This window comes from Vulgatibacter sp. (assembly GCF_041687135.1).
Lineage (GTDB): Bacteria > Myxococcota > Myxococcia > Myxococcales > Vulgatibacteraceae > JAWLCN01.
The window spans coordinates 441,947-458,018 of sequence record NZ_JAWLCN010000004.1 but is presented as its reverse complement, the minus strand read 5'-3'; the positions used below and the strand labels follow the sequence as shown (position 1 = coordinate 458,018).

At 72.7% G+C, this 16,072-nt stretch carries 12 protein-coding genes; 8 read left to right on the top strand and 4 right to left on the bottom strand.

Annotation, left to right across the window (positions count from 1 at the left end; all coding sequences use genetic code 11):
- A complete protein-coding gene (locus tag ACESMR_RS13035; protein ID WP_373047514.1) occupies window positions 1-2,850 on the bottom strand; it encodes a sigma 54-interacting transcriptional regulator in 2,850 nt (949 codons plus the stop codon).
- A gap of 198 nt (window positions 2,851-3,048) precedes the next feature.
- On the opposite strand from ACESMR_RS13035, the gene ACESMR_RS13030 reads away from it, so the two are divergent.
- The 7 genes from ACESMR_RS13030 to ACESMR_RS13000 all read left to right on the top strand — a co-directional run bounded on the left by ACESMR_RS13030 (window position 3,049) and on the right by ACESMR_RS13000 (window position 7,646).
- Window positions 3,049-3,474 carry a FixH family protein gene (locus ACESMR_RS13030; RefSeq protein ID WP_373047513.1) on the top strand — a complete coding sequence of 142 codons (426 nt, stop codon included), beginning with the start codon at window positions 3,049-3,051 and terminating at the stop codon, window positions 3,472-3,474.
- A gap of 29 nt (window positions 3,475-3,503) precedes the next feature.
- On the top strand, window positions 3,504-5,219 hold the full coding sequence (locus tag ACESMR_RS13025) for a cytochrome c peroxidase (protein ID WP_373047512.1): 1,716 nt from the start codon (window positions 3,504-3,506) through the stop codon (window positions 5,217-5,219).
- Window positions 5,216-5,569: a DUF3703 domain-containing protein gene (locus ACESMR_RS13020; RefSeq protein ID WP_373047511.1), complete on the top strand. Its 354-nt coding sequence runs from the start codon at window positions 5,216-5,218 to the stop codon at window positions 5,567-5,569. The genes ACESMR_RS13025 and ACESMR_RS13020 overlap by 4 nt, the downstream gene beginning before the upstream one ends.
- On the top strand, window positions 5,566-6,459 hold the full coding sequence (locus tag ACESMR_RS13015) for an NAD(P)/FAD-dependent oxidoreductase (RefSeq protein ID WP_373047510.1): 894 nt from the start codon (window positions 5,566-5,568) through the stop codon (window positions 6,457-6,459). Before ACESMR_RS13020 ends, ACESMR_RS13015 begins: the two co-directional genes overlap by 4 nt.
- Window positions 6,460-6,491: 32 nt before the next feature.
- Window positions 6,492-6,746 (top strand): GIY-YIG nuclease family protein, encoded by a 255-nt coding sequence (locus tag ACESMR_RS13010; protein WP_373047509.1) that lies wholly within the window; start codon window positions 6,492-6,494, stop codon window positions 6,744-6,746.
- A gap of 103 nt (window positions 6,747-6,849) precedes the next feature.
- Complete coding sequence (locus ACESMR_RS13005; protein WP_373047508.1) at window positions 6,850-7,161, top strand: nucleotidyltransferase family protein; 312 nt, start codon at window positions 6,850-6,852, stop codon at window positions 7,159-7,161.
- Window positions 7,158-7,646 carry a hypothetical protein gene (locus ACESMR_RS13000; protein WP_373047507.1) on the top strand — a complete coding sequence of 163 codons (489 nt, stop codon included), beginning with the start codon at window positions 7,158-7,160 and terminating at the stop codon, window positions 7,644-7,646. The genes ACESMR_RS13005 and ACESMR_RS13000 overlap by 4 nt, the downstream gene beginning before the upstream one ends.
- A gap of 5 nt (window positions 7,647-7,651) precedes the next feature.
- Here ACESMR_RS13000 and ACESMR_RS12995 read toward each other — a convergent pair whose 3' ends face one another.
- Together ACESMR_RS12995 and ACESMR_RS12990 are read right to left on the bottom strand one after the other, a co-directional pair.
- The gene (locus ACESMR_RS12995) at window positions 7,652-8,437 is read right to left on the bottom strand and encodes a transglutaminase-like domain-containing protein (RefSeq protein WP_373047506.1); all 786 of its coding nucleotides are present in this window, start codon (window positions 8,435-8,437) and stop codon (window positions 7,652-7,654) included.
- 58 nt (window positions 8,438-8,495) lie between these two features.
- Complete coding sequence (locus ACESMR_RS12990) at window positions 8,496-9,152, bottom strand: helix-turn-helix transcriptional regulator (RefSeq protein WP_373047505.1); 657 nt, start codon at window positions 9,150-9,152, stop codon at window positions 8,496-8,498.
- Window positions 9,153-9,406: 254 nt separating this feature from the next.
- Between ACESMR_RS12990 and ACESMR_RS12985 the strand changes: the two genes are divergently transcribed.
- A complete protein-coding gene (locus tag ACESMR_RS12985) occupies window positions 9,407-14,944 on the top strand; it encodes an ATP-binding protein (RefSeq protein WP_373047504.1) in 5,538 nt (1,845 codons plus the stop codon).
- 15 nt (window positions 14,945-14,959) lie between these two features.
- Here ACESMR_RS12985 and ACESMR_RS12980 read toward each other — a convergent pair whose 3' ends face one another.
- Window positions 14,960-16,051, bottom strand: a complete 1,092-nt coding sequence (locus tag ACESMR_RS12980) for a methyltransferase domain-containing protein (RefSeq protein WP_373047503.1) — start codon at window positions 16,049-16,051, stop codon at window positions 14,960-14,962.
- Window positions 16,052-16,072 lie beyond the last annotated feature (21 nt).

Below are 16,072 nucleotides of genomic sequence, written 5' to 3'. Positions count from 1 at the left end.
CTACAGCCGGAGGTGTTCGGCGGTGAGGATCGGCGGCAGTGGATCGAAGGCGAGCGATCGCTCGATCACGTTGCGCAGCTGCCGCACGTTGCCGGGCCAGCCGTGGGCCACCAGCGCCAGCTCCGCGTCGGGGCTCAAGACCGGCGTCTCCCGGCCCTCCGGTGTGAGCTTGCGCAGGAAGAAGCGCGCCAGCGCCACCACGTCCGCGCGGCGCTCCCGGAGCGGCGGGATGTGCACCGGGATCACCTGCAGTCGGTAGTAGAGGTCCTCGCGGAAGCGGCCCTCGCGTACCAGCTCGAGCAGTTCGCGGTGGGTCGCCGCGATCACCCGCACGTCCACCCGCGCCGGGTTCCGCTCGCCCAGGGGAAAGATCTCGCCGTTCTCCAGGAAGCGGAGCAGCTTCGGCTGGGTCTCGAGGGGGAGCTCGCCGATCTCGTCGAGGAAGAGGGTGCCGCCCTCCGCGGCCCGGATCACGCCGGGGTTGTCGGAGGTGGCGCCGGTGAAGGCGCCCTTGCGGTAGCCGAAGAGCTGCCCCTCGAAGAGCTCGCGGGGGATCGCCGCGCTGTTGAAGGTGACGTAGGGGCGCGCGGCGCGCTGGGAGAGATCGTGGATCGCCCGGGCGACCACCTCCTTCCCCGTGCCCGACTCGCCGGTGATGATGATGGTCGAGCGTGATCCCGAGAGCCGCTCGAGCTCCGCTTTGAGCCGGCGCATCGGCTCGGACGCCGCGATGAAGCCCGGCAGCACGTGCTCCTCGGCGGGCGCCCTGGAGGCGACCTGCCGCGGGCGCTCCCGGGAGAAGCCGCGCAGCGCCGCCACCTCGAAGGCGAGGGCCGCGGTGGAAACGAGGCTCGAGAGGGCGGCGCGCTCCTCCGGGGCGAGGGCGCCGCCGACGCCGAGGCGCAGCCGGCGCCCGACGCCGTCGCTGAAGTCGAACCAGCGCCGCGGATCCGCAGGCCCGCCGACCTCGCCGCCCAGCGGCAGGATGCCGCCCTCGGAGTCGACTTCGACCAGCGCGACGCTCCTGCCGGGGAGGAGGCCGGTGGCGATGTCGACGAGCTCGCGCTGGAGGATCGACGCACCGAGGCCGCGCGTGGTGAGGCGCTGCAGCGGCACCACCAGGTCGTCCACGTGGAGGCGGGAGGCGGTCTGCGCCGCTGCCGGCGGTGGCGCCTCGGAGGCGAGCAGGGGCGGGACCGCCATCCCCAGCGCTTCCAGCGCAGCGGCGCTCTCCGCCAGATGGCCTTCCGCCTCGGGTCTGCCCTCGAGGTGGTCGAGGTTTGCGAGGGCGCGCCGCACCAGCGCCGCCTCCGGCAGGTTGCCCGAGACCTGGAACGTAGCCAGCGCCGCTTCGAGGGATTGGCGCGCCTCCCCGTGGCGGCCGGTGCGGAGGAGGAAGATCCCCCGATAGCGGCGGAAGAGCGCCGAGGCGGTGAGGGAGGCGGAGGACTCGAAGGCACGCTCCGCGAGCTGGAGGATCCGCTCCGCTTCCTGCAGCGGCGCGGCGCTGGTGCAGATCGCTGCAGCGTGGACGGCGACGTAGCGGTAGGCGATCGCCCAGGCGCCGGCGCGGCGGATCGCCGCGAGGTTCTCCACCACCGCTTCGGGCCAGCCGGGCTCGGCCTTGCCCTCGAGCACGTCGCACAAGATGCGGGCGATCCTGCCGAAGGCGCGGGAATGCTCCATGTGCACGCCTTCGAAGCGGAGGAGCTCGTCGGCGATGCGGCGCGTCCCTTCGATCCTGCCGCGCTGGGCGTAGAGCCTGGCGAGGGAGGTGTAGATCCGGAAAGGGGTGAAGCCGACCGAGCTGCCGATCCGCGTCGCCTCGAGGAGCTCCGCTTCTGCTTCGCCGAGGCGCCCCAGCCGCATCAGCACCTCGCCCTCGTTGCGGTGCAGGTGCATCGAGTGGACGCCGTCGGCGATGCGGTGTCGCTGCTGGATCCGCTCCGCCTGCTCGAGCGCCTCGAGGATCCGGGGCGGCGGCTCCGCCTCCTCGATCGCCACCTCACCGCCCCAGGCCAGGGCGCGGAGCTGCTGCAGGGGCAGACCGGCGGCGACGCTCGCCGCGCGGAACGCCTCGACGGAGCGCGAGGCCTCGCCGGCCCGGGCGTAGGAGAGCTCGCAGAGGCAGGCAGCCTCCAGGGCGAGGCAGCGGTTGAGCGGGGTGGTGGCGAGGGCGCGCATCTCCGCGCTCCGCTCCACGAGGCGGGCCACCATCGCCGGCTCGTAGACCGAGATCGCCGCGGTGAGCTGCGCGTACCAGAGGAAGAAGCGCTCGTCCTCGTCGCCTGCGCCGAAGAGCGCTTCCGCCAGGGCAGCGTGGTGGTTGGTGCGTCCGAGGCTGAAGAGGCGCAGGTCGGCGTGGGCGTGGAGATGGGCCGAGACCACGTGGAAGCGCAGCTGCACGGGGCGGGGCAGGCGGGCGACGTCGCCGACGCCGAGGAGGGTGGCGAAGGCGGAGCGGGCGTCGTGGCGGGCGAGCAGGTGGAGGCGGGCGAGTGCGATCGAGGCGAGGGCCCGGGATGCGTCGCCGCGGAGCGCGCCGCCGCTGAGCAGCGCCACGAGCTCGGTCTCCGCTCCGTCGAGGTGACATTCGTCGATGGCCCGCAAGGCCGGCAGCAGCGCCGCCTCGTCGGCGGGATCGAGGGTGGCGTCGGGAGGACGCGGTGGCTGCGCCGGCAGCTCCGCCGCGACCAGGCTGCGCAGCCGCGCGAGGACCTTGCCGCGGGGGCGGCGCAGCTCCGGGGAGCCTGGCGGCAGCTCCCAGCGGTAGACGGTGAGCGGGGTCACGCCGACGAGGGCGGCGAACTCGGCGCGGCTGCGCTCGCCGCGGAGGGCGCGGATTTCCAACGGGGAAGGGAGCTCTTCCATTTATCCAATTCCGGAAGGGCTGCCGGGCGAGCGGGCCCCGGCGGCGTCTTTCCGAAATCTATCCATCTGCAACGGGAAAGGCCATGTGGGGCGCGAAACGGCGGTTTTGGATGCTGGCACGGGAGCCGCAATGCAGGCGGGTGCAATCCAGCTCTCTTTCCAATCGGAGACAAGCACATGACCTCCCTCCGCATCGTCCTCCTCGCCGTCCCCCTGGCCCTCCTCGGCGGCTGCATGCTCATGGGCGGCCGCCCCAACCCCAACGCCAACACCTCCACCACCCGGTTCTCCGAGAGCGGGAGGTACGAGGTCAGCTACCGCCCCGACGTCACCCCGGTGCCGCGCCGCGCGCTCCACAGCTGGACGGTGGAGCTGCGCGATCGCGCGGGGCGCCCGGTGGACGGCGCCACGATCCGCGTCGACGGCGGGATGCCCGACCACGGCCACGGCCTCCCCACCCAGCCCGCGGTGCGCGAGGCGCTCGGCGGCGGCGCCTACGTGGTCGACGGGATGAAGTTCAACATGGGCGGCTACTGGGTGGTCGACCTGGCGATCGACGCACCCGGCGGCGACGACACGGTCCGCTTCGAGCTCAACCTGTGAGCAGCGCCAGCGTGCACCGGAGAAACGCCATGAACAGCTTCCTTCGTCTCGTCGCCGGCACCGGCCTCGTCGCCGCGAGCCTGCTCCTCCTCGCCTCCTCCGCCAGGGCCTCGTGGTCCGACGAGGAGCTCGCTGCCCTGCGGGACCTCCGCCTCGTCGAGGGACCCGCAGCCCCCGACCCGACCAACCGCTGGTCCGCCGACGAAGCGGCGGCGGCGCTGGGCCACCGCTTCTTCTTCGACACCCGCTTCAGCTCGAACGGCTCGGTCTCCTGCGCCACCTGCCACCTGCCCGATCAGCAATTCCAGGACGGCCTGCAGCTGGCGCAGGGCGTGGGCACCACCACCCGGCGCACCATGCCGATCGCCGGCCTGGACGCCTCGCCCTGGCTCTTCTGGGACGGGCGCAAGGACAGCCTCTGGTCCCAGGCGCTGGGGCCCCTCGAGAGCCCGGTGGAGCACGGCGGCGATCGCGTCCAGTACGTCCGTCTCGTCGCCTCCGCCTACCGCGACGACTACGAGCGCGTCTTCGGCAAGCTCCCCGATCTCGCGGGGCTGCCGGCGCACGCCGGGCCCAACGGCCCGCCTGCGGTGCGGGATGCATGGGAGGCGCTCCCGCCGCAGAAGCGCGATGCGGTGAACCGCGTCTTCGCCAACGTGGGCAAGGCGATCGCCGCCTACGAGCGCAAGCTGCAGCCCGGCGTCTCGCGATTCGACCGCTACGTCGACGCGGTGGTCGCCGGCGACGACGACGCCGCCAGCACGGCGCTGGGCGAGGAGGAGGAGAAGGGCCTGCGCCTCTTCGTGGGCAAGGCCAACTGCACCGAGTGCCACAACGGCCCGCAGCTCACCAACCACGACTTCGCCAACACCGGCGTCCCGCCGGTGCCGGGCCTGCCCGCCGATTCCGGCAGGGCGGCGGGAAGCGGCGACGTGCTCGCCGACGACTTCAACTGCCTGGGGCCCTACAGCGACGCAAAGCCCGAGACCTGCCGCGAGCTGCGCCACCTGCAGAGCGGCCACCACGCGGCGCGCCAGTACAAGGTGCCCTCGCTGCGCAACGTCGCCGAGCGCGCGCCCTACATGCACGCGGGCCAGTTGCCCACGCTGGAGGCGGTCCTCGATCACTACGACCGCGCCCCCGCAGCGCCCGCCGGCCACAGCGAGCTCCGGCAGCTGGGGCTCTCCTTCACCGAGAAGAAGCAGCTCGTCAGCTTTTTGCGCACCCTCTCGGCGCCGCTCGCCACCGAGGCGAAGTGGCTCGCGCCACCCCTCGCACCAGGCGCGAGCGCACCGGTGGTGGCGGAGAAGCGCGGCGACGGCGAGACGACGGTGGAGGGAAGCGTCGTGGTGGCCGCACCTGCAGCACGGCTCCTGCCCGTGCTCACCGGCCTCGACGAGTGGCCGAAGCTCTTTCGCGACGTGCGAGCGATGAAGCGGGCCGGGGGGATCTGGTCGGTGGACAACCGGGCCTTCGGCCACGCCCACCCCTTCCGTGCGGTCGAGGCGGAAGGCGGCGTCCGCCTCGAGCTCGCCGACGAGCACCACGGCAGGGCCAGCCTCGACTACCGGCTCGAGCCGGTCGACGAGGCGCGCGCCAGGCTCACCCTCCGCTACTTCATGACCACGCCGGAACAGCTCACCCAGGAGCAGGTGGTGCAGCTCCTCCGCAAGAAGGCCACCTCCGATCTCCAGGATTTCGCCAGCAACGCCCCCCGTTTCGCCGCACGAAAGGAGCAGCCGTGAACCAGAACCTCCGCAAGGCCTACGACCTCGCCATCGAGAAGGCGCTGCAGCTGATGCAGGCCGGTGACTACTACGAAGCCCACTTCCACCTCGAGCGGGCCCACGTGCTCGGGCAGCGCTTCGTCGTCCCCCACGTGCGCAGCCATTGGCTCATGCTCCGCGTCGAGATCGCCCGGCGTGCACCCGGCGCCGCCCTCGGGCAGGCCGTGCGCATCTACCTCGGTGCCCTCGGCTCGGCGGTGGGCGTGGTGCCGGTGGGAAATACCGGCGGCAGCGACGTCTCCATGTTCGCGCGGATGCCGGTGCCCGGGCCGGTTCGCCTCCTGATCGAAGGGGAGGAGGGGAGATGAACTACGACGTGCTGGTGATCGGTGGCGGCCCCGCAGGATTGAGCGCGGCGCTCCAGCTCGGCCGCGGCTGCAAGAAGGTGCTGCTCTGCGACGCGGGGCCGCCGCGCAACGCCGCCGCCGAGGAGATGCACGGCTTCCCCACCCGCGACGGCACGCCGCCGCGGGAATTCCGGCGAATCGGCAGGGAGCAGCTCGCGCCCTACGACGTGGAGGTCCGCGAGGTGGGCGTCCACCACGTCGAGGCGCAGGGCCGGGGTTTCGTGGTGGCGCTCGCCGACGGCAGCACCGTGCGCTGCAGGCGGGTGATCCTCGCCACCGGCATGGTGGACGAGATCCCCGACGTCCCCGGGATCCGCGAGCAGTGGGGCAGGCGGATCTTCCAATGTCCCTATTGCCACGGCTGGGAGCTCCGGGGCAGGCCCTGGGGGCTCCTCGCCACCTCCGAGCAGCTCCTCGAATTCGCCCTCTTCCTCACCGGCTGGACCGAGCAGGTGGTGGCCTTCACCAACGGCCCGCTTTCGATCCGCGACGAGCTGCGGCAGCGGCTGGAGCGGGCAGGCGTCGCGCTCGAGAGCCGGCGGATCGCCCGGCTCGTCGCCGGGCCCACCGACGAGCTCGCCGCCGTCGAGCTCGAGGACGGCACCAGGCGCGGCTGCGAGGCGCTGGTGGTGCGGCCGCCGCAGCGGCAGTCGGCCTTCGTGGCGCGCCTCGGCCTCGCCCTCGACGACGCGGGCTATGTGCGGATCGACGAGCGGGAGGAGACCTCGGTGCGCGGCATCTACGCGGCGGGTGACCTCACCACGCCGGTGCAGGGGGCGCTGCTCGCCGCCGCTGCAGGGACGCGGGCCGCCTGGGCGGTGAACCACGCCCTCAACGTGCACCGGGACTGACCCGTGCGCGCGGACGCGGTAGGTTGGCGGCGATGTCCGCCCCCTGGTTCGTCTACCTGCTCCGCTGCGCCGACGGCTCCCTCTACGCCGGCGCCACCACCGACGTGGAGCGTCGGGTGGCGCAGCACGACGCCGGCAGGGGCGCCGCCTATACCAGGGCCCGGCGCCCGGTGGAGCTGGTCTGGTCCGAGCCCGCAGCCGATCGGAGCGCGGCGCTGCGCCGCGAGGCGGCGATCAAGCGCCTCTCCCGCAGGGAGAAGCTGCTGCTGGCGACGTCGGGGCCGTGAGTTGATCTCATTCGCCACCGGGGCGGCGTGGTGGCGAGCGGCCCTCCACGTTGCTACGCTCGGCGCAATGGGGCCCGAAGAAACACTCGAGCATCTGCGGCGGATGGATGCGGCGCGTCGTGCTGCAGGTGCGGCACGGGCCGCCTCACTCCGGGCTCGGCTCGCCGAGGCAGCGCGGCTCGTTCGGCGGGCGGGCGGCCAGCGGGTCGTCCTCTTCGGCTCGCTGGCTGCGAGCGGCGAGCCGCATCCCGGCAGCGACGTCGACCTGGCGGTCGGAGGACTACCGCCGGGACAGCTCTTCGAAGTGCAGGCGGATCTGATGGAGTTGTTTGGCGTCCCGGTCGACCTGGTGCGGATCGAGGACGCGCCGGACAGCCTGGTCGATCGGATCGACGCCGAAGGCGAGGAGCTGTGAGCACCACCGCTCGCCTCCAGCGGCTTCGCGCAGAAGTCGCGAGCGACCGCAAGGCCGCGCTCGAACGGATCGACGAGCTCGCAGGTCTGGACATCCGCCCGGATGGCGAAGCTGGCGAGCTCGCGCGCGCTGCCGTCGCGCTCCATCATGCCTACGGCGCGGTCGAGGCCTTGTTGGCGCGTGTCGCCCGGACGCTCGGGGAAGGAGAGCCGGGCGGCCGCGACTGGCACCAGGAGCTGCTCCTTTCCATGGGTCTCGAAATCGAGGGTGTGCGTCCGGCGGTGCTGGGGACCGAAAGCGTCCGGCTCCTGCGCCGCCTTCTCGCCTTTCGACACTTCTTCCGCCACGCGTACGCGGTCGCATTGGATCCGGAGCAGCTCTCCAGGCTCAAAGAAGATGCGACCGAACTTCGCCCGCACCTCCAGCGCGACCTCGACCGGTTGGACGCGTTTCTCGCACGACTCGCGCGTACGCCTGGAGCCTGATCTCCTCATTGCGGCGGGCGAGGTAGCGCTGCGGTTCCGCGACGCCCCCAGGCGCGAGCGGTAGCTGCCGTGGTGCAGCCGGGGTTGCCGCCGCAGCGGCGGATCCGCTCCACGTTGCGGTTCATCACGTGGCGGATCCAGGTGCGGTAGAGCCAGGCCTTCAGGCCGGCGAGGTTGCCGCCGTGCCTCGCGTAGAAGGCGTCGGGATCGTCGAAGAGGCCGTGGTCGCGGTCGACGCCGGTCTTCTGGATGAAGGTGTCGCCGCCGCGCCACTCGATGGGCGGCGCCGCGAGGCGCTCGGTGCCGATGCCGTAGCCGAGGAAGGCGCCGGTCGTTTCGGGATGCCGCCGCCGGATCCCGTCGAGATAGGCGGCGTCGATGATCACGCCCTCGAGGGCGACCCAGCGATCGGCGATCCGCACCTCCGCCCAGCTGTGCACGATGCTCGCCGGGGCCATCGCGTAGAAGAGGCCGTTGATCACGCCCCTCTGCAGCCGCTTGTGGATGGTGGCGCCGTGGAAGCGGCAGGGGATCCCGGCGGCGCGGAGCAGCGCCATGAGCAGCGTCGTCTTGGTGTTGCACTGGCCGTAGCCGTCGGCGAGCACGCGCGAGGCGGGCAGGGTGTCCGCCTCGTTGTAGCCGAAGGTGATCTCGTCCCGAACGAAGGCGTAGATCGCGCCGATTCGCTCCGATTCGGGCAGCACGCTCCACCCGCGGGTGCGGACGAGCGCTGCGATGGTGGGGTGTTCGTGGTCGAGCAGGGCGGTGGGCCGCAGGTACGTTTCGTTCATGGCCGATCCTCCGGCAGCAGCGTGGCTGCCCATGGCCTGAAACGTAGCGGCCTGCGGATCAGGGGGCTTGAACGTTGCGGTCGCCTTCGCTGCTCCAGCTGCCGGCGAACTCCACCAGGGGCAGCACCGCCGAGGGGCTGAGGCCGAACATGGAGCGGAAGGTGCGGCTCAGGTGGGCGCTGTCGCTGAAGCCTGCGGCGACCGCCGCCTCGGTGAGGTTGGCGCCGCGGCGGATCCCCTCCACCGCCCGGTGGAGGCGGGCCCAGAGGACGAAGCGGCGGAAGGGGATCCCCGCCTCCTCCGAGAAGCGGTGGGTGAAGCGGGTGGGGGAGAGGCCAGCACGGGCAGCGGCCTCGTCCAGGCGGGGCACGCCGTCCAGCGATTCGTGCACGTAGGCGATGGCCCGCCGGATCGCCAGCGAGGGCCGCGGCGCGTCGGCGGCGACGCCGAACGCGGCGAGCACCGCGTTGCACCACGCCATCGCCGCTTCGGTGGTGGCGTCTCCCGGCGGCAGCTCGAGGCCCGCCAGCTCCCCGGCGAGCTCGGCGCCTGCCCGTGCCCGGGCGACGCGGTCGAGCGCGATGCCGAGGCGTCCGTGGCGTTCCACGAGGAGCAGGGCGATCCGCTGGCCGCCTGCGGAGAAGGCGTGCTGCACGTTGGCAGGAACCAGCGCGGCCTGCACCGCGACGGTGCGATCCTCGAGCTGGAGCTCCATCGCGCCCTGCGACGCCTGGACGAACTGGACCGCGTGGTGCGCGTGCCGCTCGGCTGCAGCCCCGGGCCCCAGATAGAGCACGAGGCCCGGCGCGAGCAGGACGCGGCCCTTCCAATGGGACGAGGCGGGAGGATGGCGGTCCAGGGAGGCTCCGGGGCGGGACGGCCCCCGTCATCGCGCAACACACGCCGCGTGTCCACCGCGTGGCTGCGTTCGGCGGCAGGGCAACCTCGGGCATATGATCCGGGCATCGGATGGCAGCGCTCCACGAGCCCACGGAACGGCATCGCTGTTCCCGCTTCGCGATCGTGCAGGGGAGCCGGCACGGCGACCCGGTGGTGGAGAAGCGTGCGCTGGGCCCGGAGGGCGCCCTGCTCCTCCGCCGCGAGCGCGAGATGCTCCGCCGTGCAGCAGGGCCGGGGGTGGTGCGCTGCCTCGGCCTGGAGGGCGACGCGCTCCTCCTCGAGGACGCGGGCGCCCGCAACCTCCAGCAGCGGATCGACGCGGGCCCTCTCACGACGGATCGCTGGCTGCGGATCATGGTGCAGCTCGCGGAGATCGTCGGGCGCCTGCACCGACGCCGGCTGCTCCACGGGGCGCTCGCGCCGGCGCGCGTGGTCCTGGGACCCGACGGCGGCGTGACGCTCGTCCACTTCACCGAGGCGGCACCCTTCGAGGAGGCCCGGCCGGTGGAGCCCGCGCGCCTCGCACGACTCGGGCGGCAGCTCGCCTGGATCGCGCCGGAGCAGACCGGCCGCATGAACCGGCCGGTGGACGCCCGCGCGGATCTCTACGCGCTCGGCGCCATCGGCTACGCGATGCTCACCGGCACGCCGCCCTTCCGCTCGACCGATCCCCTCGAGCTGGTCCATGCCCACCTCGCGCAGCTGCCCATCCCCGCTTCGATCGCCAACCCGGCGGTGCCCACGCTCCTCTCCGATCTGGTGCAGAAGCTCCTCGAGAAGGACCCCGCCCGGCGCTACCAGAACGCGACGACCCTCGCGCGGGACCTGCGCAGGGCCCTGCATCGCTGGGAGGAGACGGGGGCCATCGAAGCTTTCGAGCTCGGGCACGGCGACCTGGTGCGGGAGCTGCCCCTCCCCGACGCTCCCTACGGCAGGGAGAAGGAGCGTGCCGAACTCCTTCGGGCCCTCGACGAAGCAGCTGCCGACGGGGTGCGGGTGGTGCTGCTGGAGGGCGAGGCCGGCGTGGGGAAGACCCACCTCGCCCTCTCCCTGCGGGCCGAGGCGCTGCGCCGCGGGGGACGCTTCGGCGGAGGCAAGGCGGCGATCCGTGCCTCCAACGTCCCGTACCTGGCCCTCGCCGAGGCGTTGAACGCGCTGGTCCGGACCGTGGACCCTGCCGATGGAGCGATGCGCGAGGCGGTCGGTGCTGCCGCGGGGCCCGCCGGCTCGATGGTCACCGAGCTCATCCCGGCGCTCGGCAAGCTGGTCGGCCAGTTTCCGCAGCTGCAGGGCCTGGGGCCGGAGGAGCGGGAGCACCTCTTCCGCACCGCGCTGCAGCGCCTCGTGCGGGCGATCGCCTGCAGCGGACCGGTCGTGCTCTTCCTCGACGATCTGCAGTGGGCCGATCCGGGCACCCTGCAGGCGTTCCGGATCCTGGCCAGCGATCCCGACGGCCGGCACGTGCTCTTCGTCGGCAGCCTGCGCCCCGGCGAGATCGGCGCCGACCACCCGCTCCACGAGGTCGTCGGCGCGGTGGAACGAAGTGGCGTTCCCGTCACGCGCATCCGGGTGGGTCCGCTGCAGCCGGATGCGGTGGCGGCCTTTCTCGGCGACGCGCTCCACGAAGAGCAGGCGGAGGTCCGGCCCCTGGCGCTTCTCGTCCACGCGAAGAGCCGCGGCAACCCGCTCTTCGTCCGGCAGCTGCTCCGGGCGCTGCAGCGCGACGGCCTCCTCGTGCACGAGGTCGAGGTGGGGCGCTGGCGCTGGGACCTGGACCGCATCGCCGCAGCGGAGGTCAGCGGCGACGTGGCCGAGCTGATGGCCGCGCAGATCGGCTGCTTTCCCGAAGGGACGCAGGAGCTGCTGCAGGTGGCGTCGTGCTTCGGGCACGTGCTCCGGCCCCTGCTACTGGCGCGCCTCGTCGCAGACCCGACGGGGCTGGACGAGCGGATCGGCGCCCTCGTTGCCGAGGGGCTGGTGGTGCGGCGGGAGGCCGGCGATCTCCGGTTCGTCCACGACCGGGTGCAGCAGGCGGCCTACGAATCGCTCCCGGAAGAGCGGCGCCGGGAGCTGCACCGGCGCATCGGCGCGGCCCTCCTCGACGAAGAAGGGGACGACGCGCTCTTCCGGGCGACGGACCAGCTCAACGCCGCCGGCGGGGCTGGCGAGGACGCCGCCGCCAGCCTCGAGCGCGCGCGGCTCAACCAGCGCGCTGGAGCGAGCGCCCGGGCCTCGGCAGCCTATCGCTCCGCGCTGGCCTACTACGAGACGGCCCTCGACATCCTCTCCGGTACGCCGCGACCGCGGGAGCTCCTCTACGACCTCCATCGTGACGCGGCGGAGGCCGCCTGGCTCGCGGGGGCGCTCGCGCGGGCAGACCGGCTGGCGGAGGAGGGGCTGCCTCACGCCTCCGACATCGCCGAGACCGCGGCGCTGCAGGCGCAGCGGATCGCGGTGCAGGCGACCGCCGGTCAGCTCGCCGAAGCGATCGCGCTCGGCTCCGAAACGCTGCGCGCGCTCTTCGGCGAGGTGCTCCCCAGCGAAGGCTTCGCCGCCCTCGCCGCAGCCGAGCACCAGCGGATCCGGGGTCTCCTCGCCGGACGCTCACCCGCCTTTCTCCTCGAGAGGCCCTTCGACGCGCCGCCGGAAGAGCAGGCCTACCATCTCGTGGTGTCGAAGATGCTGTCGCCCGCCTGGTTCGCAGGGACCGGGCTCGCGCCCTGGCTCGCGGCCCGTGCGGTGGCCCGCGTGCTCGAGCGAGGGCTCTCGGTCCACGCCACGGGCAGCTTCGCCAATCTGCCCATCTACCTCGTGGCCCACGGCGACTTCGTCACGGCGGAGGCCTTCGCCGACACCGCGGTCGGCCTCGCTCGCAAGGCCGGTGCCCGGGCGGTGGAGGCCAGCGCGCTCCACCTCCAGGCGATGGTCGTGTTGCCGTGGCGCCTGCCCTTCAAGACGGCGGTGACCCACTCCAGGCAGGCGTTTCGGCTCTGCGTCGAGACCGGCAGGCTCGCCGACGCCGCCAACGCCTGGATCGCCGTGGTGATCGATTCGATCCTCGGCGGCGTCGAGCTCGACCGCGTCCTCGCCGACATCGAGGAGGGGCTCGCCTTCCTGCGCCGCGTGGGGAACGAGGCGGCGCCGCCCTTCCTCGAGCTCGAGCGCGAGCTGATCCGCAGCCTGCAGGGACGGAGCCGTGTGCATGGAGGCTTCGGCGGCGAGAGCTTCGACGAGGATGCCTTCGAGCGGAAGCTCCGCGAGAAGGGGCCCGTTGCCAACGCGATCTACCGGATCCTGCGGCTGCGGATCGCCCACCTCTACCGCGACTTCGAGGTGGCCCGCCTCCAGGCCGACGCGGCGATGCCGCAGCTCGAGCCGATGCGCGGGTTGCTCACGCCCACCGAGTACTTCTTCGCGACGCCGCTTCTCCTCCTCGCCGGGACCCCCGACGACGAGGCGTGGGCGCGGATCCACGGCGCTCGTGCGCAGCTCCTCGCCTGGGAGGCGAGCTGTCCGGAGAATTTCCGCGCGCGCCGCCTCCTCGTCGACGCGGAGATCGACCGGGTCGAGGGTCGGACCCTGCAGGCGATGGAACGCTACGAGGAGGCGGTGGATTGGGCCGTGAAAGAGGGGCTCGTCCACGACGCCGCGCTGGCATCGGAGCTCGCGGGGCGCCACTACCTCGCCATCGGGAGGAAGCGGGCGGCGGCGGCCCATCTCGCCGATGCCCGCGCCCACTACACACGCTGGGGCGCTGCGGGGAAGGTGCGGGCGCTCGACCGCGAGCTCGGCGCCCAGCTCGGATTCGAGGAAGCGGCGCCAGGCGCCAGGGTCGTTGCAGGTCTCGACGCCTCGAGCCTGCTCGAGGCGGTGGAGAGCATCTCGAGCGAGATCCGCTTCGAGCGGCTGCTGCCGAAGCTGGTCGAGGTCTGTATCCGGGCCGTGGGCGCAGATCGCGGGGTGCTCGTGCTCGAAGAGAGGGGGACGCACGTCGTGCGGGCGGCTGGCAGCGCCGGCGGCGCCGTCACCCTGCGGGAGGAGCCGCTCGCTGCATCGGACGAGGTGCCCGCTACCCTGCTCGCCCAGGTCTGCACCAGCGGGAGCGTCCTCCTCCTCGACGACGTCCGCAGGGACCCGGCGTTCCGCGACGATCCCTGGTTCTCCCGGCATCCGACGCTCTCGGTGCTCGCCTTTCCCCTGCGGCGGAAGGAGGAGCGGATGGGCTGCTTCTATTTCGAGCACGGCCGCACGACCCACGCCTTCGCAGCAGAGAGGCTGCAGGTGCTGGAGCTCCTCGCGCCGGAGATCGCGGTGGCGCTCGAGAACGCGCGGCTCTTTCGCGACGTGCAGCGCGAGACGGAGGAGCGCAGCAGGGCGGAGCGGCAGATCCGTTTCCTCGCCGAGGCGAGCGTGGTCCTCGGCGGATCCCTCGACACGGACGCCACGCTCCAGCGCCTCGCCCACCTCGCGGTGCCGGAGCTGGCGGATTGGTGTGTGATCGACCTCGTCGGCGACGACGGGACCGTGCGCCGCGTGGCCGGTGCCCATCGGGACCCGACCCGGGAGCGGGAACTCCGGGAGCTCCTCCGTCGCTTTCCACCGGACTCCAGGTCGCCGCAGCCTGCGACCGCGGTGCTGCGCAGCGGCAGGCCGCTGCTCTTCCCCGAGCTGGACACCGGGCTGCTCTCCGGTCTGGTGCGGAGCGAGGAACACCTGGCGCTGCTGCTGCAGCTGGGCCTGCGCAGCTGCATGGTGGCGCCCCTCGGCCGCGGAGGGCGCGTGATCGGCGCGCTCACCTGTGCCGTCGGTGCGTCCGGGCGGAGCTATACCGGGCAGGACCTCGCCCTCGCGGAGGAGCTCGCACGCCGTGCGTCGATCGCCGTGGAGAATGCCCGGCTCTACCGTGCCTCGCAGGAAGCGGTGCAGGTTCGCGAGGAGTTTCTCTCGGTGGCGTCCCACGAGCTGAAGACACCGATCACCGCGATCGCCGTTTCGCTCGGCACGGAGCTGCGCAAGCGCCAGGGGGGAGGCGACGACTCGCTGCGGCGCACGTTGGCGACGGTCGATCGGGGGCTGAAGCGGCTCAACCAGCTGGTCGATCAGCTCCTCGACGTCTCGCATCTCGGTGCAGGCGACCTCGCCCTCGCGAGGGAGCGCTTCGATCTCCGAGCTGTGGTGACGGAGGTGGTCGAGGCGGCGCAGGAGCGGAGCGCGCGCTCGGGCTCGACGGTGGAGGTACTGGCGCCGGAGCCGGTGGAGGGATGGTGGGATCGTCGGCGCCTCGGCGAGGTGGTCGCCAACCTCCTCGACAACGCGCTGAAGTTCGGGGAGGGGAAGCCGATCCGGATCGCTCTGGAGCGGCGCGGCGGCGCCGCCTGGCTCGAGGTGCGGGACCTGGGGATCGGCATCCCCGGCGAACGGCTGCCCCACGTCTTCGAGCGCTTCGAGCGCGGGGTCTCGAGCCGGCATTTCGGGGGCTGGGGTCTGGGGCTCTACCTGGTCCGTCGCATCGTCGAGGCCCACGGGGGCAGCGTGGCGGTGGCGAGCGAAGCAGGCGAGGGCGCGACCTTCACGGTGGTGCTGCCCCTCGAGGCGGGCGGTGCCTGACGCTGATTTGCCGCGTCAAATCCCCTCGCCGAGGAACGACGCCCGCGGCGTGCAGACCACGTAGTGGAAGGTGTCGCGCTTGCCCTTCTCGCTGTAGCCCCAGTGGTTGTGCAGCTCGTGGAAGCGGACCTCGAAGCCCGCGGCGTCGAGCTCCTTCGCCAGCGCCTGCCTGGTGGGGAACCAGCGCGACTGGCCGTCGGGGTTGATCCAGACGTCGGGGCGGTAGAGCGGCAGCCCCTGGCCCTCCCAGATCGAGCCGGTGCCCTTGAGGCCGAAGGCGAAGAAGCCGTTGCGCCCGCCGGCGAGGAGCAGCGAGCGCACCAGCGCGAAGATCCGCTTCAGCTCGGCGGAAGCGAAGTAGTGCAGGCTCGAGTAGGCGTAGACGCAGTTGTAGCCCGCCTCGCGGACCGCAGGGTCGGCGAGGTGCTCGGCGAAGTCGCCGCAGACCAGCCCCGGCGCCGTAGCGGGGGGCGCGCTGGCGACGCGGCGGCGGAAGCCCTCGATCGCCTGCGGCACCACGTCGATGCCGAGGTAGCGATCGACGTGCGGCGACTCGAGGAGGGCCATGGCGTCGTTGCCGATCCCGCAGCCGAGCTCGATCACGCGCAAGGGGCGGTAGGGTGCCAGGTCGTCGAGGAGCTGCCAGATGAGCGGGTTGGGATCCCGGGGCCGGAGGAACTCGTGGGGCACGGTTCCGGCGTCGTAGACCTTCTGCCAGTCGAAGCGGCCGTCGAGGAGGAAGCGGGCGAGGGCGAGCCCCTCCATCTCGCGGCCCGTGGCGAGGAGCGCGTCGAGGATCGCGAGCGAGAAGCCGGGCAGATCGAGGGCGTCGCCGTGCTGCGCCCGGGCCAGCCAGAGCGCGGTGGCGAGGTCGCCGCTCCTGTCGCCGATGAGCTCCGGCACCAGCTGCGCGAGGCGCGCCTGCTCGGCGGGGAGCCTGGCGACGCGCGCAGCGAGGGCGGTGCGGATCACGTCCGCCTCGGCGGCGGCGCCGCCGGGGAGCGGCAGCTGGCCGACGTCGTCCCGGAGGCGGGCGAGGGCGGATGCTGGGTCGGGAAAGCCCGCATCGCGGAGCAGCTCGAGGCGGCGGGCGTCGTTGGCTGGCATGGGACGGATCTCCGCAGCGTG

Excerpts from the sequence above, each read along its gene's own strand:
- ACESMR_RS12980 (WP_373047503.1), bottom strand. The coding sequence starts at position 16,051 with ATGCCAGCCAACGACGCCCGCCGCCTCGAGCTGCTCCGCGATGCGGGC.
- ACESMR_RS13005 (WP_373047508.1), top strand. The coding sequence starts at position 6,850 with ATGGATGCGGCGCGTCGTGCTGCAGGTGCGGCACGGGCCGCCTCACTC.
- ACESMR_RS12985 (WP_373047504.1), top strand. The coding sequence starts at position 9,407 with ATGGCAGCGCTCCACGAGCCCACGGAACGGCATCGCTGTTCCCGCTTC.
- ACESMR_RS12990 (WP_373047505.1), bottom strand. The coding sequence starts at position 9,152 with ATGGAGCTCCAGCTCGAGGATCGCACCGTCGCGGTGCAGGCCGCGCTG.
- ACESMR_RS13030 (WP_373047513.1), top strand. The coding sequence starts at position 3,049 with ATGACCTCCCTCCGCATCGTCCTCCTCGCCGTCCCCCTGGCCCTCCTC.
- ACESMR_RS13010 (WP_373047509.1), top strand. The coding sequence starts at position 6,492 with ATGTCCGCCCCCTGGTTCGTCTACCTGCTCCGCTGCGCCGACGGCTCC.
- ACESMR_RS13025 (WP_373047512.1), top strand. The coding sequence starts at position 3,504 with ATGAACAGCTTCCTTCGTCTCGTCGCCGGCACCGGCCTCGTCGCCGCG.
- ACESMR_RS13015 (WP_373047510.1), top strand. The coding sequence starts at position 5,566 with ATGAACTACGACGTGCTGGTGATCGGTGGCGGCCCCGCAGGATTGAGC.
- ACESMR_RS12995 (WP_373047506.1), bottom strand. The coding sequence starts at position 8,437 with ATGAACGAAACGTACCTGCGGCCCACCGCCCTGCTCGACCACGAACAC.